Source organism: Streptomyces sp. NPDC048277, from assembly GCF_040652235.1.
Taxonomy (GTDB): domain Bacteria; phylum Actinomycetota; class Actinomycetes; order Streptomycetales; family Streptomycetaceae; genus Streptomyces.
This window is the reverse complement of sequence record NZ_JBEZLQ010000013.1, coordinates 270,656-294,624: the sequence shown is the minus strand read 5'-3', so window position 1 is coordinate 294,624 and position 23,969 is coordinate 270,656. Positions and strand designations below refer to the sequence as shown.

General features: G+C 71.7%; 17 protein-coding genes. 14 read left to right on the top strand and 3 right to left on the bottom strand.

Translation table 11 applies throughout. The features are described from left to right. Positions 1–4: 4 nt before the first annotated feature. The 6 genes from ligA to gatB all read left to right on the top strand — a co-directional run bounded on the left by ligA (position 5) and on the right by gatB (position 8,393). On the top strand, positions 5–2,200 hold the full coding sequence (gene ligA / locus AB0D85_RS27990; RefSeq protein ID WP_362325734.1) for an NAD-dependent DNA ligase LigA: 2,196 nt from the start codon (positions 5–7) through the stop codon (positions 2,198–2,200). A gap of 213 nt (positions 2,201–2,413) precedes the next feature. After that, positions 2,414–4,645, top strand: a complete 2,232-nt coding sequence (locus tag AB0D85_RS27985) for a bifunctional diguanylate cyclase/phosphodiesterase (protein ID WP_362325731.1) — start codon at positions 2,414–2,416, stop codon at positions 4,643–4,645. Between the two features lie 182 nt (positions 4,646–4,827). Next, positions 4,828–5,124: an Asp-tRNA(Asn)/Glu-tRNA(Gln) amidotransferase subunit GatC gene (gatC, locus tag AB0D85_RS27980; protein ID WP_067164579.1), complete on the top strand. Its 297-nt coding sequence runs from the start codon at positions 4,828–4,830 to the stop codon at positions 5,122–5,124. A 6-nt stretch (positions 5,125–5,130) separates the two neighbouring features. Beyond that, on the top strand, positions 5,131–6,624 hold the full coding sequence (gene gatA / locus AB0D85_RS27975; RefSeq protein ID WP_362325727.1) for an Asp-tRNA(Asn)/Glu-tRNA(Gln) amidotransferase subunit GatA: 1,494 nt from the start codon (positions 5,131–5,133) through the stop codon (positions 6,622–6,624). Then, a complete protein-coding gene (locus AB0D85_RS27970) occupies positions 6,621–6,863 on the top strand; it encodes a hypothetical protein (RefSeq protein ID WP_123973960.1) in 243 nt (80 codons plus the stop codon). The genes gatA and AB0D85_RS27970 overlap by 4 nt, the downstream gene beginning before the upstream one ends. Positions 6,864–6,878: 15 nt before the next feature. Then, positions 6,879–8,393, top strand: a complete 1,515-nt coding sequence (gatB, locus tag AB0D85_RS27965; protein WP_362325722.1) for an Asp-tRNA(Asn)/Glu-tRNA(Gln) amidotransferase subunit GatB — start codon at positions 6,879–6,881, stop codon at positions 8,391–8,393. Between the two features lie 72 nt (positions 8,394–8,465). Here gatB and AB0D85_RS27960 read toward each other — a convergent pair whose 3' ends face one another. Beyond that, positions 8,466–9,275 carry a methyltransferase domain-containing protein gene (locus AB0D85_RS27960; protein WP_362325719.1) on the bottom strand — a complete coding sequence of 270 codons (810 nt, stop codon included), beginning with the start codon at positions 9,273–9,275 and terminating at the stop codon, positions 8,466–8,468. Between the two features lie 186 nt (positions 9,276–9,461). On the opposite strand from AB0D85_RS27960, the gene AB0D85_RS27955 reads away from it, so the two are divergent. The 6 genes from AB0D85_RS27955 (at position 9,462) to AB0D85_RS27930 (ending at position 17,042) form a co-directional block, all read left to right on the top strand. Next, entirely contained in the window at positions 9,462–9,782 is a 321-nt protein-coding gene (locus tag AB0D85_RS27955) for a hypothetical protein (protein WP_362325716.1), read from the top strand. 203 nt (positions 9,783–9,985) lie between these two features. Then, a complete protein-coding gene (locus AB0D85_RS27950; protein WP_362325713.1) occupies positions 9,986–12,214 on the top strand; it encodes an MMPL family transporter in 2,229 nt (742 codons plus the stop codon). After that, positions 12,192–12,764: a GNAT family protein gene (locus tag AB0D85_RS27945; protein WP_362325710.1), complete on the top strand. Its 573-nt coding sequence runs from the start codon at positions 12,192–12,194 to the stop codon at positions 12,762–12,764. Before AB0D85_RS27950 ends, AB0D85_RS27945 begins: the two co-directional genes overlap by 23 nt. A 35-nt stretch (positions 12,765–12,799) precedes the next feature. Further along, positions 12,800–13,468 carry a hypothetical protein gene (locus AB0D85_RS27940; RefSeq protein WP_362325707.1) on the top strand — a complete coding sequence of 223 codons (669 nt, stop codon included), beginning with the start codon at positions 12,800–12,802 and terminating at the stop codon, positions 13,466–13,468. Positions 13,469–13,665: 197 nt separating this feature from the next. After that, a complete protein-coding gene (locus AB0D85_RS27935) occupies positions 13,666–13,857 on the top strand; it encodes a hypothetical protein (RefSeq protein ID WP_362325704.1) in 192 nt (63 codons plus the stop codon). Between the two features lie 173 nt (positions 13,858–14,030). Next, positions 14,031–17,042 (top strand): AAA family ATPase, encoded by a 3,012-nt coding sequence (locus AB0D85_RS27930; protein WP_362325701.1) that lies wholly within the window; start codon positions 14,031–14,033, stop codon positions 17,040–17,042. Here AB0D85_RS27930 and AB0D85_RS27925 read toward each other — a convergent pair. After that, positions 17,035–18,180, bottom strand: coding sequence for a PQQ-dependent sugar dehydrogenase (locus AB0D85_RS27925; protein WP_362325698.1), 1,146 nt, complete (start codon positions 18,178–18,180; stop codon positions 17,035–17,037). The genes AB0D85_RS27930 and AB0D85_RS27925 overlap by 8 nt on opposite strands. Before the next feature lie 168 nt (positions 18,181–18,348). Continuing rightward, positions 18,349–19,347 (bottom strand): aldo/keto reductase, encoded by a 999-nt coding sequence (locus tag AB0D85_RS27920; protein ID WP_362325695.1) that lies wholly within the window; start codon positions 19,345–19,347, stop codon positions 18,349–18,351. 74 nt (positions 19,348–19,421) lie between these two features. Between AB0D85_RS27920 and AB0D85_RS27915 the strand changes: the two genes are divergently transcribed. Further along, a complete protein-coding gene (locus tag AB0D85_RS27915) occupies positions 19,422–20,372 on the top strand; it encodes a 2-hydroxyacid dehydrogenase (RefSeq protein WP_362325692.1) in 951 nt (316 codons plus the stop codon). Positions 20,373–20,777: 405 nt separating this feature from the next. After that, entirely contained in the window at positions 20,778–23,780 is a 3,003-nt protein-coding gene (locus AB0D85_RS27910) for an EAL domain-containing protein (RefSeq protein WP_362325689.1), read from the top strand. Positions 23,781–23,969: the final 189 nt, after the last annotated feature.

Genomic DNA, 23,969 nt, shown 5'->3' with positions numbered 1-23,969 from the left:
CACGGTGGCCGGCGACAAGCAGCAGGCGGGGACGACGGTGCCCGCCGAGGCACGGGAGAAGCACGCGCAGCTCGCTGAGCAGATCGAGGAGCACCGCTTCCGGTACTACGTGAAGGACGCTCCGGTCGTCAGCGACGCGGACTTCGACAAGCTCCTGCGCGCCCTGGAGGCGCTGGAGGAGCTGTACTCCGAGCTGCGCACGCCCGACTCGCCGACCCAGAAGGTCGCGGGGGCGTACCAGACGGAGTTCACCTCGGTCGAGCACCGCGAGCGCATGCTCTCGCTCGACAACGCCTTCGACGACCTGGAACTGGCGGCCTGGGGCGAGCGCGTCCACAAGGACGTCGGCACCTCCGACTACCACTACCTGTGCGAGCTGAAGGTCGACGGCCTCGCCGTCAACCTCACCTACGAGCACGGCCGTCTCACCCGCGCGGCCACCCGCGGCGACGGCCGTACCGGCGAGGAGATCACCCCCAACGTCCGTACGATCGCGGAGATCCCGGACCGGCTGAACGGCGAGCACGTCCCCGACCTCGTGGAGATCCGCGGCGAGGTCTACTTCCCGATGGAGAAGTTCGCCGAGCTCAACGAGCGGCTGGTCGCGGCCGGCGACAAGCCGTTCGCCAACCCGCGCAACGCGGCGGCCGGTTCGCTGCGCCAGAAGGACCCGCGGGTCACCGCCTCCCGCCCGCTGCACATGGTCGTCCACGGCATCGGCGCCCTGGAGGGCTTCGAGGGGCTGAACCGGCTCTCCGAGGCGTACGAACTGCTGAAGACCTGGGGGCTGCCCACCTCCCCGCACAACCGGGTGGTCGACGACCTCGACGGCGTACGGGAGTTCATCGCGTACTACGGCGAGAACCGGCACTCCGTCGAGCACGAGATCGACGGTGTCGTCGTGAAGCTCGACGAGATCCGTCTCCAGGGGCGGCTCGGCTCCACCGCGCGGGCGCCGCGCTGGGCGATCGCGTACAAGTACGCGCCGGAAGAGGTCAACACCAAGCTGATCGACATCAAGGTGGGCGTCGGCCGCACCGGCCGGGTCACGCCGTACGCCCAGGTCGAGCCGGTCACCGTGGCGGGCAGCGAGGTGGAGTTCGCCACCCTGCACAACCAGGAGGTCGTCAAGGCCAAGGGCGTGCTGATCGGCGACACCGTGGTGCTGCGCAAGGCCGGTGACGTCATCCCGGAGATCCTCGGCCCGGTCGTCGACCTGAGGGACGGCACCGAGCGGGAGTTCGTGATGCCGGCCGAGTGCCCCGAGTGCGGGACCGCGCTGCGGGCCATGAAGGAGGGCGACATCGACCTCCGCTGCCCCAACGCACGTACCTGCCCGGCCCAGTTGAGAGAGCGGGTGTCGTATCTCGCGGGCCGGGAGTGCCTGGACATCGAGCACTTCGGCGCGGTGGCCGCGGCCGCCCTCACCCGGCCGCTGGAGCCCGCCGACCCGCCGCTGGTCGACGAGGGCGACCTCTTCGACCTCACGGTGGAGAAGCTGCTGCCCATCAAGGCGTACGTCCTGGACCCGGACAGCGGGCTGCCCAAGCGCGACCCCAAGACCGGCGAGGAGAAGGTCGTCACGGTCTTCGCCAACCAGAAGGGCGAGCCCAAGAAGAACACCCTCGCGCTGCTGGGGACCATCGAGGAGGCGAAGACCCGCCCGCTCGCCCGCTTCCTCAACGGCCTGTCCATCCGGCACGTCGGACCGGTCGCCGCCCAGGCGCTGGCCCGTGAGTTCCGCTCCATCGACCGTATCGAGCAGGCCACCGAGGAGGAGCTGTCGAACATCGACGGCGTCGGCGGGATCATCGCGGCGGCGCTCAAGGAGTGGTTCGCCGAGGACTGGCACCGCGAGATCATCCGAAAGTGGAAGTCCGCTGGAGTCCCGCTGGAGGACGAGTCCACCGGCGAGGACGAGGGGCCGCGTCCGCTGGAGGGGCTCACCGTCGTCGTGACCGGAACCCTGGAGCAGTTCACCCGGGACGGCGCCAAGGACGCGCTGCAGAGCCGAGGGGCCAAGGTGACCGGCTCGGTGTCGAAGAAGACCTCGTTCGTGGTCGTGGGTGACAACCCCGGATCGAAGTACGACAAGGCGATGCAGTTGAAGGTTCCGGTTCTGAACGAGGACGGATTTGTCGTTCTTTTGGAGCAAGGACCGGACGCAGCGGCGGAAGTCGCCCTTCCGACCGAGGAGTAGGGGTTGAAGGCCACCCGTTCGGCGCATACCAGATGCATACGGGTGGCCGGGGCGCAATCGGGCAACCGTCCACGACCGCTGCCCGTAAAAGCCTTCTGCGGCCTACTGTTGAGATATGCACCTGCCGTGCCCAGCTGCGGTCGGGGCATTCCCGTGCTCTCGAAGGGCACGGACCGCATGGCGTGGGCACCGCCGGCTGTGAGAGGGACGGGAATGGAACCGACCGAGAGCGCCGCCCCGGGCGCGCGGCCGCCGCTGCGCCGCCGGGCGGGCGCGTGGCGGGAGAGCCGGTGGACGGTGCGGGGTGATCGGCGTCCGGGCCTGCCGATGGCGAGCGTCGCGGAGGACGCGCGCGACCCGCTGCCGCTGGCCGCCGTCGAACCGCCGCCCGGTCTGACCGGCACCGATCACGAACGGCACCTGTCGTGGCCCGCGTTGCCCGCCGGGGTCGTCGCGACCGCCGCGTTCGTCCTCGGCGCCGGTTTCTACCGTGCCTTCACCGACGACCACGCCCTGTTCCCGTCCGGCACGGTCGGCTGGTCGCTGGCCGTGCTCACCGGCATCATCGTCGGCCACCTGGTGCTGCTCGGCCGCGCCCGCTGGTGGGGCGGCACCGGCTCCGGCGCCGCCCTCACCCTCGCCGTCCTCCTGCTCTACGGCTGGGTGCCCGCCGGCATGGTCAGCCTCACCGTCGTCGTCCTGGTCGGCATAGCCAGGCGCCACCGCTGGCGGCAGGGCGTCCTGCACGGCGCGGTGGACATCCTCGGCATCGGCGCCGGAGCGCTGGTGCTCGGCGCGTTCGGCCGCGTACCGACCGTCGAGTCGCCCTGGAACCCCGGTGGCTGGAGCGTCACCACCGCCCCCGAGGTCGTACTCGTCGCGGTGGCCTACCTCGCCGTCACCCGCGCCCTGCTCTGGTACCTGCACGTACCGTCCGGCAGCGGTGTGCCCACCGTCGCCCGCACCGCCCTGATGCGACAGGGCCTGGTCGCCATCGCCCTGCTCGGCATCGCCCCGCTGATCTGTGTGGTCGCCGTGGCCCAGCCGCTGCTGCTCCCGCTGTTCTCCATCCCGCTGGTCGCCCTCGACTCCACCCTGTGGATAGCCCGGGCCCGGGCGGAGGAGCAGCTGCGCGACCCGCTGACCGGACTGCCCAACCGGCAGTGGCTCCTGGAGCGGATCTGGACCGCCCTCGACGACGCCGAACGCATCGGCGCGCGCTCCGCCCTGATGCTGATCGACCTCGACCGGTTCCGTTCGGTCAATGACACGCTCGGTCATCTCGCCGGTGACCGGCTGCTGCTCCAGATAGCCGACCGGCTGCGGGCCGCGCTGCCCCGCGGTGCGGAGGCCGCCCGGCTCGGCGGCGACGAGTTCGCGGTCTTACTGCCGGTCGCCGACTCCACGACGTCCGCGACCCGGGTCGCCCGCAATCTGGTCACGGCCCTCTCCTCCCCGCTCGACCTTGACGGACTCACGCTCGTCCTGGAGGCCAGCGCCGGTGTCGCCGTCTTCCCCGACCACGCGCTCGACGCGGAGGGGCTGCTGCGGCGGGCGGACGTGGCGATGTACCAGGCGAAGCGGGACCGTACGGGCGTCGAGGTGTACGAGTCCAAGCGGGACTCCAACACCCCGGACCGGCTGGGACTGCTGGGGGATCTGCGCCGGGCCCTGGACGCGCACGAGGTGCAGCTGCACTACCAGCCGAAGGTGCGCTTCGACGGGCAGGTCGCCGGTCTCGAGGCGCTGGTGCGGTGGGTGCATCCCGAGCGCGGGAAGGTGCCGCCGGACGAGTTCATAGCGATCGCCGAGTCCTCCGGGCTGATGCCCCACCTGACGGAGTACGTGCTGGAGACCGCGCTCGCCCAGGTCGCCGAGTGGCGGGCGCAGGGGCTGCGGGTGCCGGTGGCGGTGAACGTGTCGCCGCGGGACGTCCACACGCCGGGGTTCGCGGGCCTGGTGGCGGCGCGGCTGGCCCGGCACGGGGTGCCGGCGGGGGCGCTGCAGCTGGAGATAACCGAGCATGTGCTGCTGGAGGACCCGCAGCGGGCCGCCGACACCCTCGCGGGGCTGCACGGGCACGGCGTGAAGATGTCGCTGGACGACTTCGGCACGGGGTATTCGTCGCTGGTTCACCTGCGGCGGCTGCCGGTGAGCGAGCTGAAGATCGACCGGTCGTTCGTGGCGCGGCTGGCCGTGGACAACGAGGACGCGGAGATCGTGCGCTGCACGGTCGATCTGGCGCATTCGCTGGGGCTGTTGGTCGTCGCGGAGGGCGTGGAGGACGACGAGACGTGGGAGCGGTTGCGGGACCTGGGGTGTGACGCGGTGCAGGGGTGGCTGGTCGCGGCCGCGATGCCGCCGGAGGAGACGACGGCGTGGTTGCTGGCGCGGGGGTCCCGGGGGTGGCAGCGCCCGCGGGCGGCTCTGCCGGCGGCCGAGTAGCCGACCGTTGTGGGGGGTGCCGGCCCGGGCGCGTCGGCGGCCGCGGGTGCGTTGTGATTGCTCGGCCACTCCCCGCGGAGCGAGGCGTGGGACACCCGTCGCCGAAACCGTTTAACGGCTACCCGCCCCCGCCCCATAGGATTGGCCCCAAACCACACACACTCACCCCAGAGGAACGCTGCATGCCTGGCATCACGCGCGAGGAGGTCGCCCACCTCGCCCGGCTGGCGCGTCTGGAGCTGAAGCCCGAAGAACTCGAACACTTCGCGGGCCAGCTCGACGACATCATCGGCGCGGTCGCCCGCGTCAGCGAGGTCGCCGACCAAGACGTACCGCCGACCTCGCACCCGCTGCCGCTGACGAACGTCATGCGCGCGGACGAGGTCCGTCCCTCGCTCACCCCCGCGCAGGCGCTCTCCGGCGCCCCGGCCCAGGAGCAGCAGCGTTTCAAGGTGCCGCAGATCCTGGGGGAGGACTAGACAGCCATGACGGACATCATCAAGCTCACGGCCGCCGAGACCGCGGCGAAGATCGCCTCCGGTGAGCTCACCGCCGTGCAGGTCGCCGAGGCCCACCTCGCCCGGATCGAGGCCGTCGACGAGAAGGTGCACGCCTTCCTGCACGTCGACCGCGAGGGCGCCCTGGCGCAGGCCCGTGCCGTCGACGAGAAGCGGGAGCGGGGGGAGAAGCTCGGCCCGCTGGCCGGCGTCCCGCTCGCGCTCAAGGACATCTTCACCACCGAGGGCGTGCCGACCACCGTCGGTTCGAAGATCCTCGAGGGCTGGATCCCGCCGTACGACGCCACCCTCACCAAGCGCCTCAAGGCCGCCGACGTCGTCATCCTCGGCAAGACCAACATGGACGAGTTCGCCATGGGGTCCAGCACCGAGAACAGCGCGTACGGGCCGACCGGCAACCCCTGGGACCTCACCAAGATCCCCGGCGGTTCCGGTGGCGGCTCCTCCGCCGCGCTCGCCTCCTTCCAGGCGCCGCTCGCCATCGGCACCGACACCGGCGGCTCCATCCGCCAGCCGGCCGCCGTCACCGGCACGGTCGGCGTGAAGCCGACGTACGGGGCAGTGTCCCGGTACGGCATGGTCGCGTTCTCCAGCTCCCTGGACCAGGGCGGGCCCTGCGCCCGTACGGTGCTGGACGCGGCGCTGCTGCACGAGGTCATCGCCGGGCACGACCCGCTGGACTCCACCTCCATCGACGCGCCCGTCCCGCCGGTCGTCGAGGCCGCCCGCAACGGCAGCGTCGAGGGCATGCGCGTCGGCGTGGTCAAGCAGTTCCGCGGCGAGGGCTACCAGGCCGGTGTCATCCAGCGCTTCGACGAGTCCGTCGCGCTGCTGAAGGACCTGGGCGCCGAGATCGTCGAGCTGGACTGCCCGTCCTTCGACCTGGCCCTGTCGGCGTACTACCTGATCGCGCCGAGCGAGTGCTCCTCCAACCTCGCCCGCTTCGACGGCCTGCGCTACGGCCTGCGGACCGGCGACGACGGCAGCCACTCGGCCGAGGAGGTCACCTCCCTCACCCGTGCGGCGGGCTTCGGTCCCGAGGTGAAGCGCCGCATCATGCTCGGCACCTACGCGCTGAGCTCGGGCTACTACGACGCGTACTACGGCTCCGCCCAGAAGGTGCGCACGCTCATCACGCGCGACTTCGAGAAGGCCTTCGAGCAGGTGGACGTCATCGTGTCGCCCACGACGCCGACCACCGCCTTCGCGATCGGCGAGCGTGCCGACGACCCGATGGCGATGTACCTGGCCGACCTGTGCACCATTCCGACGAACCTCGCGGGCAACGCGGCGATGTCGCTGCCCTGCGGTCTCGCCCCGGAGGACAACCTCCCGGTGGGTCTGCAGATCATCGCCCCGGCGCTGAAGGACGACCGGCTTTACAAGGTCGGCGCCGCCGTCGAGGCCGCCTTCGTGGAAAAGTGGGGCCACCCGCTCCTGGAGGAGGCACCGTCGCTGTGAGCAACGCACTGTCGAAGGCCAAGGGCTTCAAGAAGTCGAAGTCCGGTACGTACCTGTCCATGGCCACCACCGCGTTCGGCGCGGTCGGTGTCGCCAAGCAGATCAAGAAGGCCCGCGCCGAGCACGACACGCTCCGGCTCATCGACGCCACCGTGTCCGCCGTCGCGATCGTCACCGGCCTCGCCATCCTCTACCGCGAGCTGAAGCGGCTGGGCGACGACGACGTCCTGCTGGGCTGAGAGGGAAGTTTCACCGTGACCACCACGACCGACCTGGTGTCGTACGAGGACGCGCTGGCGTCCTACGACCCCGTCATGGGCCTTGAGGTCCATGTCGAACTCGGCACCAAGACCAAGATGTTCTGCGGCTGTTCGACCGAGCTCGGTCAGGACGCCAACACGCAGACCTGCCCGACCTGCCTCGGCCTGCCCGGCGCGCTCCCGGTCGTCAACGCGACCGGCGTCGAGTCCGCGATCAAGATCGGTCTCGCGCTGAACTGCGAGATCGCCGAGTGGTGCCGCTTCGCCCGGAAGAACTACTTCTATCCGGACATGCCGAAGAACTTCCAGACCTCCCAGTACGACGAGCCGATCGCCTTCAACGGCTACCTCGACGTACAGCTGGAGGACGGCACGTCCTTCCGCGTGGAGATCGAGCGCGCCCACATGGAGGAGGACACCGGCAAGTCCACCCACGTGGGCGGCGCGACGGGCCGTATCCACGGCGCCTCGCACTCGCTGCTCGACTACAACCGCGCGGGCATCCCGCTCATCGAGATCGTCACCAAGCCGATCGAGGGCGCGGGCGAGCGCGCCCCCGAGGTCGCGCGGGCGTACGTCCGTGAGCTGCGCGAGGTCATCCGGGCGCTCGGCGTGTCCGAGGCCCGCATGGAGATGGGCCAGATGCGCTGCGACGTGAACCTGTCGCTGCGCCCGAACGGCACCGCGAAGTTCGGCACCCGCTCCGAGACCAAGAACGTGAACTCGCTGCGGTCCGTGGAGCGTGCGGCCCGCTTCGAGATCATGCGGCACGCGGCCGTGCTGTCCTCCGGCGGGACGATCATCCAGGAGACCCGGCACTTCCACGAGGACACGGGGTCCACGACCTCGGGCCGGGTGAAGGAGGAGGCCGAGGACTACCGGTACTTCCCGGAGCCGGACCTGGTGCCGGTCGCCCCGTCCCGTGAGTGGGTCGAGGAGATCCGGGCCGCGCTGCCGGAGCTGCCGCTGGCCCGCCGTACCCGGCTGCTCGCCGAGTGGGGCATCTCCGCCTTCGACATGCAGGCGATCATCAACGCCGGTGCGCTGGACCTGATCGTCGCCACCATCGACGCCGGGGCCGACGCGGCCTCCGCCCGCAAGTGGTGGATGGGCGAACTGGCGCGCAGCGCCAACGAGTCGGGCACCTCGCTCGACGAGCTGGCGATCACCCCGGCGCAGGTCGCGCGGGTCACCGAGCTGGTCTCGAAGGGTGACCTCAACGACAAGCTGGCCCGCCAGGTCATCGAGGGCGTCCTCGCGGGCGAGGGCACCCCGGACGAGGTCGTCGACAAGCGCGGTCTGAAGGTCGTGTCGGACGACGGCGCCCTGACCACCGCGGTCGAGGAGGCCATCGCCGGCAACCCGGGCGTCGCCGACAAGATCCGCGGCGGCAAGGTGGCCGCGGCCGGCGCCCTGGTCGGCGCGGTCATGAAGGCGACCCGTGGCCAGGCCGACGCGGCCCGCGTCAAGGAGCTGATCCTGGAGAAGCTGGGCGTCAGCGAGGGCTGAGCACCATCGAGCGGTACGGCCCCGGAGGCGACGCCTCCGGGGCCGTACCGTTGCCCGAAGGGCCGGGCGGGACTACTTACGGCGGCCGACGACCCGTACGAAGCCCAGCGTGCGTCCCTGGTCCGCGCGGAGCATCTCCGCGTTCCGGCTCGCCATCCGGACGTGGAAGTCGTCCGTGCTCTCCTCGGCGACCACCTCGCACCACAGCAGCCAGTCCCGCCAGCCGTCCGGCTGCCAGTCGGCCGCCTCGACCTCGACGGCCCCGCTGCGCGTCCAGTGGCGGTGCCACCAGTCGGCGGAGTGGAAGCACCAGAAGTCGGGCTCCCACCACGGCTTCAGATGCTCCGGCGGCTCGGTGCCCGTGAGCTCCTCCCGGACCGCCGGTACGACGACGCCGATCCGGCCGCCGGGCTTCAGCAGCCGGGTGAGGGTGGGCAGATAGAGGTCGTCGGTGCCGAAGTACTGGTACGCGTCGATGCTCGCGATCGCGTCGAAGCCGCCCTCGGCGAAGGGCAGGTCGTGCGCCTCGGTGTGCACGGGCTGCACCCGGTCGGCGAACCCGGCCTCGGCGATGCGCCTGGCGTTGTCGTCGGGCCTGACCCAGAGGTCGGCGGCGGTGACCTGCGCGTGGAACTCCCTGGCCAGGAAGATCGAGGTCATCGCCCGGCCGCAGCCCAGGTCGAGCACGCGCGCGCAGGGGCGCAGGGCGTCCAGGGCGAGGGCGGGGGCGAGCCATTCGAGCAGCCACAGGGCGTGCGGGCCCATCTGGTTCTCGATGGTCCAGCGGGCGTCGTAGGTGCTGCTGAGCGGGTACCGGGGGAGGCTCAGTCGGTCAGTGAGCGAGTCGTCCTTCGACGATGTGGGAGAGGCGGCGTCGAACATCGCTGAACGGGCTCCTTGAGATCTTCGTAGTGAAAGGTGATGCATAGGAGCTCATTCGGACCGTCAAACAACGCACCCGCTTCGGTCGTCGGCGAGGGGCCGATCAAGGCTGACCAGCGGAAGCTAGCAGTTGTGGACGTACTCCGCAGGCGATTCCCTCAGGTGCGGGTACTACGCTCGCCCGCCATGACCGCACACGCCGAATCCGACGCCGAACCCGAGATAACCGAGGTGGAGGCCGCGGAGGACGACGAGGACCTCTACGAGGACGCCCGTCGGGCCCGCTGGACCGCCACCGTGACCGGTGCTCTGCTGGCCCTGATGGGGCTCACCGCTTCGCTGATGAGACTGAGCGGGGTGCCCGCGCTGGTGCCGGCCGCCTACGGTTCCGGGTCCGCCGTCTGCGTGGTCGCGTCGGTCCTGGGGGCCCGGGGCCGTACCCGCTGGGCTCTGTGGCTGATGATTCTGGGGACCATGGTGATGGCTCTCGGAGACCAGTTCGACTGAAGTCCCCGCCGGGGCGACAGAGTTGTCGTTACTGTCCTGTGACTTAGCTCCCAGTCGCGCGAGCGAGCCCATGAACCGCGCGGAACGATCCGTTTCGCCTGTCAGAGTGTCCCTCGAATCCTCATACATTCTTTGCGGGTTGTTCGGTTAGTCGACGACTGTTCCCGGTCAAAGATCCACAAATCGTCCCCGGGAGCACGACCTTGGCTGCCCTTGCGCGTTGGTGTGTCCGGCACCGTCTGGTCACCGTCCTGCTGTGGCTCCTCGCCTTCGGCGGGGTCGCCGCGGCCGCGGCCGTGACCGGTTCGGCCTACTCCGACGACTACGAGGTCCCCGGCACCGAGTCGGGCCGTGCCACCCAGCTGCTCCGCGAGGGCTTCCCCCGGCTGGGCGGCGACAGCGACACCGTCGTCTGGCACACCGACTCCGGATCCGTCCGCGCCGCCGACGTCGAACAGACCATGACCGGCGTCCTCGACAGGATCGCCGGCCTGCCCGGTGTCGCGGCCGTGAGCAGTCCCTACGGCGGCCAGGGCGCCGGCCGGATCAGCGGCGACGGGCACACCGCGTACGCCGTCGTCACCTTCGACCGGCCGGCCGAGGACATCAAGAAGGCGCAGGCCGAAGCCGTCGTACGGGCCGCCAAGGCCGCCGAGGGCGACGGGCTGCGCGTGGAGCTGGGCGGCAGCGCCATCGGGCTCACCGAGTCCGCCGGCGGGCATCTCGCCGAGGCCGTCGGGGTGGCCGTGGCCGCGGTGGTGCTGTTCCTCGCCTTCGGCTCGCTCGCCGCCTCCCTGCTGCCGATCGGCACCGCGCTGGTCGGCGTGGGCACCGCCTACGCCGGGATCGTGCTGCTCGGGCACACCATGACCGTCGCCGACTTCGCCCCCATGCTCGGCATGCTGATCGGGCTCGGCGTGGGCATCGACTACGCGCTGTTCATAGTGACCCGGCACCGCCGCGGCCTGAAACGCGGCCTGTCCGTCACCGAGGCCGCGGCCGACGCCGCCGCGACGACCGGGCGGGCGGTGGTGTTCGCGGGCGCTACCGTCTGCATCGCGCTGCTGGGCATGCTCATCCTGCGGCTCGGCTTCCTCAACGGCGTCGCGGTCGCCGCCTCGTTGACGGTCGTCCTCACCGTCGCGGCAAGCGTCACCCTGCTGCCCGCCCTCCTGTCCTGCATCGGCATGCGCGCCCTCAGCCGCCGGGAGCGGCGCCGGCTCGCCGAGCACGGACCGCAGCCCGAACTGCCCACCGGGCTCGCCGCCCGCTGGTCCGTGTTCGTGGAGCGGCATCCGAAGCTGCTCGGCTCGCTCGCCCTGGCCGTCGTCACCGTGCTCGCGCTGCCCACCCTCGGCCTCCACCTCGGCACCTCCGACCAGGGCAACGACCCCAAGGGATCCACCACCCGGCAGGCCTACGACCTGCTCGCCGAGGGCTTCGGACCCGGCGTCAACGGGTCGCTCACGCTGGTGGCGCGGGTCGACGGCGCCGACGCCAAACTCGCCCTCGACAGCCTGGACAGCACCCTGCGCGCCACCGAGGGAGTCGCCTCGGTGACCTCCGCGACCTACGCCGGCGGGGGCGGCACCGCGTACCTCACCGTCGTACCGGACTCCGCCCCGCAGTCGCAGCGCACCAGCGAACTCGTCGACCGGCTGCGCACCGAGGTCCTCCCGCGCGCGGAACGCGGCACCTCGCTGCACGTCCTCGTCGGCGGGGTGACGGCGAGCTACGACGACTTCGCGAGTGTGATCGTCGGCAAACTTCCGCTCTTCGTCGGGGTGGTGATCGGGCTCGGCTGCGTCCTGCTGCTGCTCGCCTTCCGCTCGCTCGGCATCCCGCTGAAGGCCGCCGCGATGAACATCGCCGCCGTGGCCGCCGCCTTCGGGATCGTCGTCGCCGTCTTCCAGTGGGGCTGGGGCAGCGAACTGCTCGGCCTGGGCCGGGCGGGCCCGATCGAGCCCTTCCTCCCGGTGATCATGGTCTCGGTCCTCTTCGGGCTCTCCATGGACTACCAGGTCTTCCTGGTCAGCCGGATGTACGAGGAGTGGCTGGAGACCGGCGACAACCGGCGGGCGGTACGCGTCGGCCTCGCCGAGACCAGCCGGGTGATCAACTCCGCCGCCGTCATCATGATCTCCGTCTTCCTCGCCTTCGTGCTCAGCGGCGACCGCGTGATCGCCATGTTCGGCATCGCGCTCGCCTCCGCCGTCGCCCTGGACGCCTTCGTCCTGCGCACCCTGCTGGTGCCCGCCCTGATGCACCTGCTCGGCGCCGCCAACTGGTGGCTGCCCCGCTGGCTGGACCGCAGGCTGCCCAGGATCAGCATCGAGCCGCCCGAGTGCCGCGCCGCCCATGAGAGGCTCGACGAGGTCGTGGAGGAACTGGAGAAGGAGCAGCGGCACGATGTACGCGACATCCCTGGGTGAGGGCGCCGAACTGCGGCCTCTGGAGGTCTGGCACGCCGAGGAGCTGCTCGCGAACATCGACCGGGGGCGGGAGTTCATCGGCCGGCACATCGGGCTGCCGGACGTGATCGAGGACCTCGCCGGGGCCCGTGCCTACCTGCGGTCCTACGCCGAGAAGCGCGCCGTCGACGGCGGCAGCCTGCACGGGGTGTGGCTGGACGGGACACTCGTCGGCGGGCTGCTGTTCCGGGTCTGGGACACGCCCGCCGGGGTCTGCGAGGCCGGCTGCTGGCTGGAGCCCGGGGCCGCCGGGCGGGGTCTGGTGACGCGTGGCATGCGGGCGCTTCTGGACTGGGCGTTTGACGAGCGTGGCATGCACCGTGTGGAGTGGCATGCGTCGTCGGCCAACGAGGCCAGTGTCAACGTGGCCCGGCGGCTGGGCATGACCCGCGACGGCGTGATGCGGGAGAACTACCCCCACCGGGGTGTGCGCACGGACACCGAGGTCTGGTCGGTGCTGGCCCCCGAGTGGAGTGCGGCACGCGCGCGTACCGCCGAGAACGATCATTAAGAGACCTCTCAGACAGCGTCCGTACGGTGCGAGGTATGGGAACGAAGACTGTGGACGGAGCCGAGACCGGCGCCGAGGCGAAGAACGACGAGAAGAAGGCGACCGCGGAGACGGTGACCGCAGAGGCGGCGGCCGGGGAATCGGCCGCCGAGGAGACCGCGGCCGGGGAATCGGCGGCCGAGGAGACCGCGGTGGAGGCCGGCAAGACCTCCGCCGAGGCCGGTGAGCCGGAGGCGGAGGACTCCGACGAGCTGACCGACGACGACCTCGACGAGCTGTCGGACCTCGCCGAGGAGGAGCCGGAGGGCGCCTCCGGCGTCGGCCAGGGCGCCGGTGCGATCGTCTCCGTCGCGCTCGGCCTGGTCTCCCTCACCGGTGGCTGGATCGGCACGATCGCCGCCGCCCGCGAGACCCTCATCGGCCAGCTCCAGACCTCGTCGTCGGCGAGCGTCGCCACGCAGGTCAAGGAGGTGTACGGCGACGCCTGGCAGACCACCGCGCTGTGGGCCGGCCTGTTCGCGCTGGTCGCGCTGATCACCGCCGTCGTGGTGCTCGCCCGGCCCGCCTTCGGCAGCCCCGGCAGGGCGCAGGCCCCGTGGATCAAGTCGGTCGCCTGGGCGGGTGTCGCGCTCGGCGTCATCGGCCTGCTGCTGGCCGTCCTCAAGTACTCCGACGCGCTCCTCGGGCTGCCGTCGACCAGCTGAGACAGCGCAGGTCACCAGGGGCCTTAGGCCGTCCGTAAGCACCTTACGGACGGCCTAAGGCCCCTTACGCGCGTCCGGGGCCCGGCGTCCGCCCGAAGATGCGGAACTCTCCCGATGTGGCGCACCCCCCTGGGAGACGACAGTGGAGGCATCGCGGAAAGCGAAGCCCAACCACCCCGTCTCACAAGGGATTCAGCATGTTCGAGTACGAACTCCACCAGATCCGCTCCGCCGAACTGCGCCGTGAGGCCGCCGCCGCCCGTCTCGTCCGCGAGGCCGTCCGCACCCGGCGCGCCGCCCGTCGCGAGGAGGCGGCCCGCCAGGCCGCCGTACCGGAGGAGACCCATACCGACCGCCGCAGCCGGCGCCGGCTCCCGCGCACCGCGTGACCAGGGGGCCGGGCGGCGCCCACCGCCCGGAGGCCGAGCACCCGGAAGCCGGGAAGGCCGGTGGCCACAGGGTCGGCCACCGGCCTTCCCTGTTTCCATCAGGCCGTACGAGTCGTACGACAAGCGCACCGGTGCTGTGGAAAACCGCTGCCGTCCGCTCCGAGCCGCGTGCGATGCTCTGGCCTGTGGAAACCAGGTCCGTGAGTCCCGTGTTCGTAGGCCGCAACGACGAGTTGGACACACTGAACGAGGCGCTCGCCCGCGCCGAGGCCGCCGAGCCGCAGGCGCTGCTGCTCGGCGGCGAGGCCGGGGTGGGCAAGACCCGGCTGGTCGAGGAGTTCGCCACGGCCGCCTGCCGCCGGGGCGCGGTCGTCGCGCTGGGCGGCTGTGTGGAGATCGGCGCCGACGGGCTGCCGTTCGCCCCCTTCTCCACCGCGCTGCGCGCACTCCGCGCGGCCCTGCCCGACGAACTGGCCGCGGCCGCCGCGGGCCAGGAGGACGAGCTGGCCCGGCTGCTGCCCGAACTCGGCGAGGCCACGTCGAGCCGCCACGACGAACAGGGCATGGCCCGGCTGTTCGAACTCACCGCGCGTCTGCTCGAACGGGTGGCCGCCGAGCGCACCGTGGTCATCGCCCTGGAGGACCTGCACTGGGCCGACGCCTCCACCCGTCACCTCCTCGCCTACCTGCTGCGCACCCTGCGCACCGGCCGGCTCGTCGTCCTCGCCACCTACCGCGCCGACGACATCCACCGCCGCCACCCGCTGCGCCCCCTGCTCGCCGAACTCGACCGGCTGCGCACCGTCCGCCGCCTCGAACTCGCCCGGTTCAACCGCGAGGAGGTCGGCCGCCAGATCGCCGGCATCCTCGCCGCCGAACCCGACCCCGCCCAGGTCGACGAGATCTTCGAACGCTCCGACGGCAACGCCTTCTTCGTCGAGGAACTCGCCGTCGCCCGGGCCGAGAACTGCTGCGCCGGGCTCACCGACTCGCTGCGCGACCTGCTCCTGGTCCGGGTCGAGGCGCTGCCCGAGAGCGCCCAGCGGGTCGTCCGGATCGTCGCCGAGGGCGGCTCCACCGTCGAGTACCGGCTCCTCGCCGCCGTCGCCCAGCTCGCCGAGGACGACCTCATCGAGGCGTTGCGGGCCGCCGTCGGCGCCAACATCCTCACCCCCACCCCCGCCGGCGACGGCTACCGCTTCCGGCACTCCCTGGTCCGCGAGGCCGTCGCCGACGACCTGCTCCCCGGCGAACGCTCCCGGCTCAACCGGCGCTACGCCGAGGCCCTGGAGAGCGACCCGGCCCTGGTGCCGGCCGACGCCCGCGTCACCCGCCTGGCCAGCTACTGGTACCAGGCCCACGACCCCGCCAAGGCCCTGCCCGCCGTCCTCGACGCCTCCGTCGTGGCCCGCCGCCGGCACGCCTACAGCGAGCAACTACGGCTCCTGGAGCGGGCGATGGAGCTCTGGGACACCGCGCCCGAGGAGATCCGCGCCGACCTGCGCCCCGTCGACTACACCGACGTCTACCCGCCCTGCGGCTGCGATCCCGCGACCACCCCGCTGCGCTACCTCGACCTGATGGCGGAGGCGGCGGTCGCCGGCCGCTTCTGCGGGGAACGCGAACGCGCCCTGAAGATCACCAAGAAGGCGCTGCGGCTCGTCCAGGACGAGGGGGACCCGCTGCGCGCCGCCTGGTTCTGGGTGCAGCGCTCCCGGCTGGTCCAGGCCCTGGCCCGGGGCGACGGCTGGCAGGAACTCGGCACCGCCCAGGACCTGGTGCGCGGCCTGCCGCCCTCGGAGGTGCACGCCGAGGTGCTGGCCAACGTGGCCAACTGGTCCATGCTCCACGAACCCGGCCCGGAGGCTTTCGCCGCGGCCGAACGGGCCGTGGAGTACGCCCGGATGGTCGGCGCCCGCGAGATCGAGCTCAACGCGCGCCTCACCCTGGGCGGGCTCATGGTGGACGCGGGTGACGCCGAGGCCGGACTGGCGGAGATGGCCCTGGTCAAGGAGGCCGCGCTCCGGGAAGGCGTCGCCCAGGTCGCGGCCCGCGCCTATGTGAACCTGCCGTCCGAGCTGGACGCGGTCGGCCGTTCCCGGGAGGCCGTGCCCATCCTGCGGGAAGGCCTCGGGTTCGCCCGCCGGTACGGCCTGCTGGACTACGGGGTGTGGATCTGGGGCAACCTCTCCGACTCGCTGTACGCGCTCGGCCAGTGGGACGAGGCCGTCGAAGCCGCCGCGGGCGCCCTCGGCTCCGCGGCCAGCGCCCAACCCCGGGGCGACGCCGCCCTGCGCCTCGCCCATATCGCCCTCGCCCGGGGCGACGCCGCCGAGGCAGCCCGCCAACTGGCCGTCTCCCACGCCCATTACGGCACCCACGACCCGATGCCCCAGGCGCAGTTGCCCGTCGCCCGGATCGCCATCGGCGTCGCCGCCGAGGAGGGCCGGCTCCTCGACGCCCGCGCCGACCTGGACCGCGCCCTCGCGGCCGGCTTCCCGCCCGGCACCCAGCGCTACGGCTGGCCCCTGCTGCTGGCCGCCGCCACCGCCGAGGCCGACGCCCGCGCCCTGCCCGCGGCGGCCGGGGGCCGCACCGAGGTCCTCGACCGGCTCACCGAAGCCGTCCGCAAGCTCACCACCGGCGCGCCCATCTGGCGGGCGTACGAGCGCTGGACCCGTGCCGAACTCCACCGGGCCCGGGGCACCGACACCGCCGCGATCTGGTCGGACGTGGTCACCGACTTCGAGTGCCTGGACCGCCCCTACGACCTCGCCCGGGTCCGCCGCCGCCTCGCCCAGACCCTGCTCGAAGAGGCGGCCGGCGACGACGAGCGCCGGCGCGCGACGGAACTGCTCCGCCTGGCCGGGGCGGTCGCCGACCACCTGGGCGCCCGCCCGCTCGCGGACGCCGTCGCCCTGCTCGCCCAGCGGGCCCGCCTCACCCTCACCGCCGGCACCCCGCGGAAGGCCCTCGACCCCGCCGAGAGCCTCGGCCTCACCAGCCGGGAGCGGGACGTCCTCCGGCTGGTCTCGGCCGGCCGCACCAACCGCCAGATAGCCGAGGAGCTCTACATCTCCCCGAAGACCGCGAGCGTCCACGTCTCCAACATCCTGGGCAAGCTCGGCGTCTCGGGGCGCGGAGAGGCGGCGGCGGTGGCGCACCGCCTGGAGCTGTTCACCTGACCTCCAGCTCCAGGATCCTGTCGTCACCCGCCTTGGGCTTGCCCCGGCCGTCCGTGTTGCTGGTCACCAGCCACACCTTGTCGCCGCCCGCCGGGGCGACCGTGCGCAGCCGGCCGTACTCACCCTGGAGGAAGGCCTGCGGGGCGGCGGCGGCCGTCGTGCCGTCCAGCGGGATGCGCCACAGCCGCTGGCCCTTCAGCGCCGCCATCCAGATCACGCCGTTGACATAGGCGATGCCGCTGGGGGAGGCGTCGTCGGTGTGCCACTCGGCGATCGGGTTCACGTACTTGGGGTCGGAGGACATGCCCTCCGCGTTCGGCCAGCCGTAGTTGCCGCCGGGCTTGATCGCGTTCAGCTCGTCCCAGGTGTCCTGCCCGAACTCCGAGGCGAACAGCCGCTGTCTGTCGTCCCAGGCGAGCCCCTGCACGTTCCGGTGGCCGTACGAGTAGACCGGGGAGTCCGGGAACGGGTTGCCGGGGGCCGGTTCGCCCTCCGGCGTCAGCCGCAGGATCTTGCCCCCGAGGGACTTCTTGTCCTGCGCGAGCCCCCGCTGCCCGCTCTCTCCGGTGCCCGCGTAGAGCATGCCGTCCGGACCGAAGGCGATCCGGCCGCCGTTGTGGATGAAGCCCTTGGGAATGCCCTTGAAGATCGTGTCGGGGGCGCCCAGCTGCTCCTTGGCCGGCTTGCTCTCGTCCCAGAGCATGCGCACGATGCGGTTGTCGGAGGCCGAGGTGAAGTACGCGTAGATCATGTGGTCCGAGGCGAAGCCGGGCGAGAGCGCGATACCCAGCAGCCCGCCCTCACCGGCCGCGGAGACCCCGGAGACGACGCCCAGCTCGGTGATCTTCCCGGTCTTCTCGTCGACCCGGCTGATCGTCCCGTCGTCCCGGTCGGAGACCAGCAGCCCGGCCCCGTCCGGCAGCGGCGCGAGCCCCCAGGGGGACTTCAGCCCCTGGGCGACCGTACGCACCACCTTCACGGACCCCGTGGCGGGCGCGGCGGAGTCCGCGGCCCCGGCAGACCCGGAGGCGGCGGCCGAGCTACCCCCGGCCCAGGACGGCGTGGGCAACCCCGTCCCACCGCCACCGGAGGAACACCCCGCCACCAGGAGCCCGCCCACGACCAACAAGGCGGACACAGCACGACGTTGCACGATCAAGTTCCCTTCACAGCGCCTCCCGACCGACGTTAGTACAGCGCCCCGCCAGGGGCGCGGGACTGTATCGATTTGCGGCTCCGCCGCGTGGGCGCGACCAGCCACAACGGCGCAGCAGTGAACCACCGGCAGACCACGCCAGTCGCGCTGCTAATCCCACGAGCCCTGCGCAGCAGGCAGCAGGCTCAGCTCGGCCAGATCCTCAGCGGTCAGCCGCACGTCCGCCGATCCGGCGTTCTCCACCGCCCACCGGCCCTGTTTGGTCCCGGGCACCGGAACCACATGCCGCCCCTTGGACAACACCCACGCCAGCGCCACCTGAGCGGCGGTGACACCGTCCCCATGCCGGCCGGCAACCCTCCGCAGCCCCGCCACGATCGGCTGGTTCGCCGCCATCATCTCCGCCGTGAAGCGCGGATGCCGCGCCCGCAGATCGTCCGGCTCGAACCCCTCACCCGGCGTGAGCGTGCCGGTGAGGAACCCGTTGCCCAGCGGCATCGCCGCGAGGAACCCCACCCCCCGCGCCTCGCACCACGGCAGCAACGCCTCCAGCGCCTCCGGCGACCACACCGACAGCTCCGCCTCCACCACGCTCACCGGGAACACCTGCTGCACCCGCTGAAGCTGGCGCAGGGTCGCGTCGTGCAGTCGCGCGCCGGACCTGCGCCCCCCACGCGCCCCCACGGCGCACAGCCCCAGCGCCCGCACCTTCCCCGCCTGCACCAGCTCTGCCATCGCGCCCCAGGTCTCCTCGACGGGCACCTCGGGGTCGGCGCGGTGCAACTGGTAGAGATCGATCACGTCGGTCTGCAGCCGGCGCAGCGACGCGTCGCACGCCCGCTTCACATAGCCGGGCCGCCCGTTCGCAACGATGTGCTGGTCGCCCACCAGCAGCCCCACCTTCGTCGACACGAAGGCCTCGGCACGCCGCTCCTTGAGCACGCGCCCCAGCAGCAGCTCGTTGGTGAACGGGCCGTACATGTCCGCCGTGTCAAGCAGCGTCACGCCCAGGTCCAGCGACCGGTGCACCGCTCGCACCGACTCGTCGCCCCGCTGCCGCGACCCGCTGTACGCCCAGCTCATCGGCATGCACCCGAGTCCGACGGCCCCCACCGCGAGCGCCCCCGCGCCGATCGTCCTGCGCTCCACCAGCCCGTGAACCTCCTTCTCCGGTCCCCAACCTAACCCGATCCCCCACACGCGCCTGACATAGCCTCCCGACCATGACCCAAGACGCATGGCTCCCCATCCCGATCGACGAGTTCACGGATCTGCCCGAAGGGCTCAATTACCTCTTCTGGGACGGTGACCAGGAGTTTCCCGGCGATCCCGCCGATTGTGCCGTCTACGTCGTCCCCTACATGAAGCGGCAGAACCTGAAGGTGCGGCCGCTGGAGGGGATGCGGAACGTCCGGCTCATCCAGACGCTCACGGCCGGTGTCGACGACATGCTGGCGGCCCGTGACCTCATCGCCCCGGGCGTGCAGTTGTGCAACGCGCGCGGGGTGCACGAGGCGAGCACCGCCGAGCTCGCGCTCGCCCTGACGCTGGCGTCCCTGCGCGGTATCCCGGGGTTCGTCCGGGCCCAGCGGCAGGAGCACTGGGAGAGCGGATTCCACCCGGCCCTCGCCGACAAGTCCGTCCTCATCGTCGGCTACGGGGCCATCGGTTCGGCCATCGAGGACCGGCTCGCGCCCTTTGAGTGCGCGCGGGTGGCGCGCGTTGCGCGCTCCGGGCGCGCCTCGGCGCGCGGTCCCGTGCTTCCGCTCACCGAACTGCCGAATCTGCTTCCGGAAGCCGATGTCGTCATCCTCTCCACGCCCCTCACGGACACCACGCGTGGCCTGGTCAACGCCGAGTTCCTCGCGCGGATGAAGGACGGCGCACTGCTCGTGAACATCGCGCGCGGTCCCGTCGTGGACACCAAGGCGCTGCTCGCCGAACTGGAGAGCGGTCGCCTCACCGCCGCCCTGGACGTCACCGACCCCGAGCCGCTGCCGGCCGGGCACCCCCTGTGGCACGCGCCCGGCGTCCTGATCAGCCCTCATGTCGGCGGCCCCACCTCGGCCTTCCTGCCGCGCGCCAAGCGCCTCGTCACCGAGCAGCTGAACCGGCTCATGAACCGGGAGCCCCTTCGGAACGTGATCCTTACGACAGGATCCACCGACAACTGAAAGCCCCGGCAACACGCGTGTAATCCGCTTCCGGTACGGTCCGCAACCTTCCGGGCGCGGTGCGTGCGCGCATAGCCGCTGGTCGTCACGGAGCGTAGAGAAGCTATGTCCCTGAGTGACGAGACTGGTGTATCGTCCCGACAGGGGCTGCGCCGCGCACCGTTCGGCGCCGGGGATGGACATTTCAGATTTGTGAGGGGGGCGACGGGCGATGCACGGCCTATGGACGAACGATCCGACGCGGCGGAGCCGCCGGCGGCGACCCTGGCGCACAGCTGCGCGCAGACGCGGCCACCACACCAGCCATCACCACCACCACCGCGGGCACAGCGGACGTCACAGGCACGCACATCCAGCGCACCGGGACCCGAGGGATCCGGGAGCGACGCGGACCGGGAGGGTCCGGTGACCGCGCCGACGTCCGTGACGACCACCCTCCCCGGAGCGCTGCGGGCGCAGTCTCCGGCGGGGAAGCCGCAGACCCGTCCGCCGGCCGTCGGCGGCGGGACCGGCATGGTCCGCCAACTCGCCCTGGCCCTGATCTGCGCGGGATACGCCGTCGGTTCCGCGTTCGACTGGGGCTCGAACCAAGTCGCCCTGTTCATGGGGGACTTCGGTCTGACCGCGGCCGCCGGCACCGCCGCCGTGTCGTGCTTCCTCTACGCCCGCTCCCCGCGGGTCCGCTTTCGACCTGCCTGGCTGCTGTTCGCCCTCTCCTCGGCGATGGCGGCCCTGGGCAACGCGGTCTGGGGGTGGTACGAGGTCGTGCTCCAGAGGCCGGTGCCCAGCCCCAGCTACGCCGACCTGTTCTTCCTGTGCTTCGCGCCGCCCGCCATCGTCGGACTGCTGGTGCTGGCCAAACGGCCGGTGACCAAGGCCGGCTGGATCTGCCTGGCGCTGGACGCCTGGCTGATCGGCGGCTCGCTGCTCACCCTGTCGTGGAGCCTCGCGCTCGCCCAGGCCGCCCGGTTCGACGGGCCCAGCGTCGCGCACACCGCGCTCTCGCTGGCGTACCCGCTGATGGACATCGCCCTGGTCAGCATGGTGCTCGCACTGCACTTCCGGCGCTCGCCGGGCAACCGCACCGCGGTGAACACCGCGATCGGCGCGCTCGCCCTGACCGTGATGTGCGACGCCCTGTTCACCTCGCCGCTGCTGCACAGCAGTTACCGCTCCGGTCAGCTGCTGGACGCGGGCTGGTTCGCCGGCTCGCTGCTCCTCGCGTACGCCCCCTGGGCCGCGCCCAGGAGCCAGGGCGCCCCGGAGCCCGAGGGGCACACGCGTGTGGTCCACGAGCACGTGCCCGGACTGCGGGCCACGGCGCCGAAGCAGGCGCCCGCGCCCGCCCCGGGGGGTGATCACAGCCGGTACCCGGCGGGCCGCCCGCTGACCGGTTCCCTGGCCGCACTGACCCCGTATCTGGCCGCAGCCGTGTGCACCCTGGGCATCCTCTACAACGTCCTCAACGGCCGCAGGCCGGACCACGTCGTACTGATCACCGCGGGCTGTGTGGTCCTCGCGCTCGTCGTGCGCCAGGGCATCATGCTGCTCGACAACATCACCCTCACCCAGGAACTGGCACAGCAGGAGAACCACTTCCGCTCCCTGGTGCAGGGCTCCAGCGACGTCATCATGATCGCCGCGCCCAGCGGGGTCCTGCGGTACGTCTCCCCGGCCGCGGCCGGGGTCTACGGACGGCCCGCCGACGACCTGGTGGGCTCGGAACTGGCCAACCTCATCCACCCGGAGGACCTGGGCTGCGTGGTGCACGAGGTGCGCCGCTTCCTCGCCGCCAGGCCCCAGGAGGAGCCCACCACCCGTATCGAGTGCCGGTTCCGGTCCGGCGAGGGCGGCTGGCTCAACGTCGAGTCCACCGTCAACCGGCACCACGGCGGCCTCATCTTCAACAGCCGGGACGTGACCGAAAGAGTGCGCCTGCAGGCGCAGCTCCAGCACAACGCCGAGCACGACCCGCTCACCGACCTGCCCAACCGGGCCCTGTTCACCCGGCGGGTGCAGCAGGCCCTGTCCGGCCGCCGTTCCTCCGACCGGGGCCCCGCCCTCAGGAACACGGCGGTGCTCTTCATCGACCTGGACGGGTTCAAGGCCGTCAACGACACGATCGGGCACCAGGCCGGCGACGAACTGCTCGTCCAGGCCGCGCGCAGACTCCAGGACGCGGTCCGCCAGGGCGACACCGCCTCCCGGCTGGGCGGCGACGAGTTCGCGGCGCTGATCGTCGGCGACGGCACCCGTGACCGCAGTGCCCGGGAGCGGCACATCCTGGAGCTCGCCGACCGCCTCAGGGTGACCCTCTCCCAGCCGTACGCCATTGACGGCAACGATGTCCGTGTCAACGCGTCCATCGGCGTCGCCTTCGCCGAACCGGGCCTCGGCGCGGGGGAGCTGCTGCGCAACGCCGACCTGGCGATGTACCGCGCCAAGTCGGCCGGAAAGGGCCGCGTCGAGCTGTACAAGCCACAGATGCAGCAGGACGTCGTACGCAAGGCGGAACTGGCCACCCGGCTGCGGGCCGCGCTGCACGACGGCGAGTTCGCGCTGCTGCACCAGCCCGTGGTGTGCCTGGAGAGCGGCCGGATCGAATCGGTCTCCGCACAGGCCCGCTGGCGCTCCTCGCAGGGGGTGCTGTTCACCCCGGCCGAGTTCCTGCGGGTGGCCGAGGACAGCGACAAGACCGCCGAACTGGACCGGTGGATCTTCCAGGAGGCGGTCGAACAGGCCGCCGAGCGGGCGGCCAACGGGCTGGTGGTGCCGGTCGCCGTGCGGATGAGCGCCCGGCGGCTGCTCGACCGGTCCTCGCCGCTCGGCTCCGTGGAGGCCCTGCTCACCCGGCACGGGCTGCCGTCCGGGGCGCTGGTCCTGGAGCTGTCCGACACCGATCCGAGGATCCCGCTGGACGAGCTGGAGCGACGGCTGACCGTGCTCAGCCGGCACGGCGTCCGGATCGCGCTGGACGGCTTCGGCAGCGGCTACGCGGCGATCACCGCCCTCCGGAAGCTCCCCGTCGACGTACTGAAACTCGACCGCGGTCTGGTCGAGGGGATCGTCGAGTCGGCCCGGCTGCACAAGATCACCAGCGGCCTGCTGCGGATCGCCGGTGACCTCGGGCTCCAGTCGGTGGCCGAGGGCGTGGACCTGCCCGAGCAGGTCACGGCGCTGCGCGCGATGGGCTGTACCCACGGAATGGGCATGGCGTTCTCCGGCCCGGTGGACGAGTACCGGCTGCGCCGGGCGCTAGGATCCGGCCACTATCCGGTTCCGCACGCATCGGGCGAGCCGGCGTTCGCGGGCGGCCGCGCGGGGGTGTACACCAGTGGTGTGCCCGCGGTGCTCGGAGGCGGAAGTGTCCTTCGCTCACATAATGAGACTCCCGTCCCACCCACTTGACACGTGGTGCGCGTCAGAGGGAGGGTCAGTCCCATGCGCACCCGAATTCTCGTACTTGGACAGCGCGTCGGCTGAGCTGGGACCCACCGGAGAAGGATCCGGAAAGCCCAGCGACCACACCGGCGCGCTCCCCTCGCTTGCCTTTTGGCACGAGGGGTTTTTTGTTGCACCAGCACCAGACGTACGGAC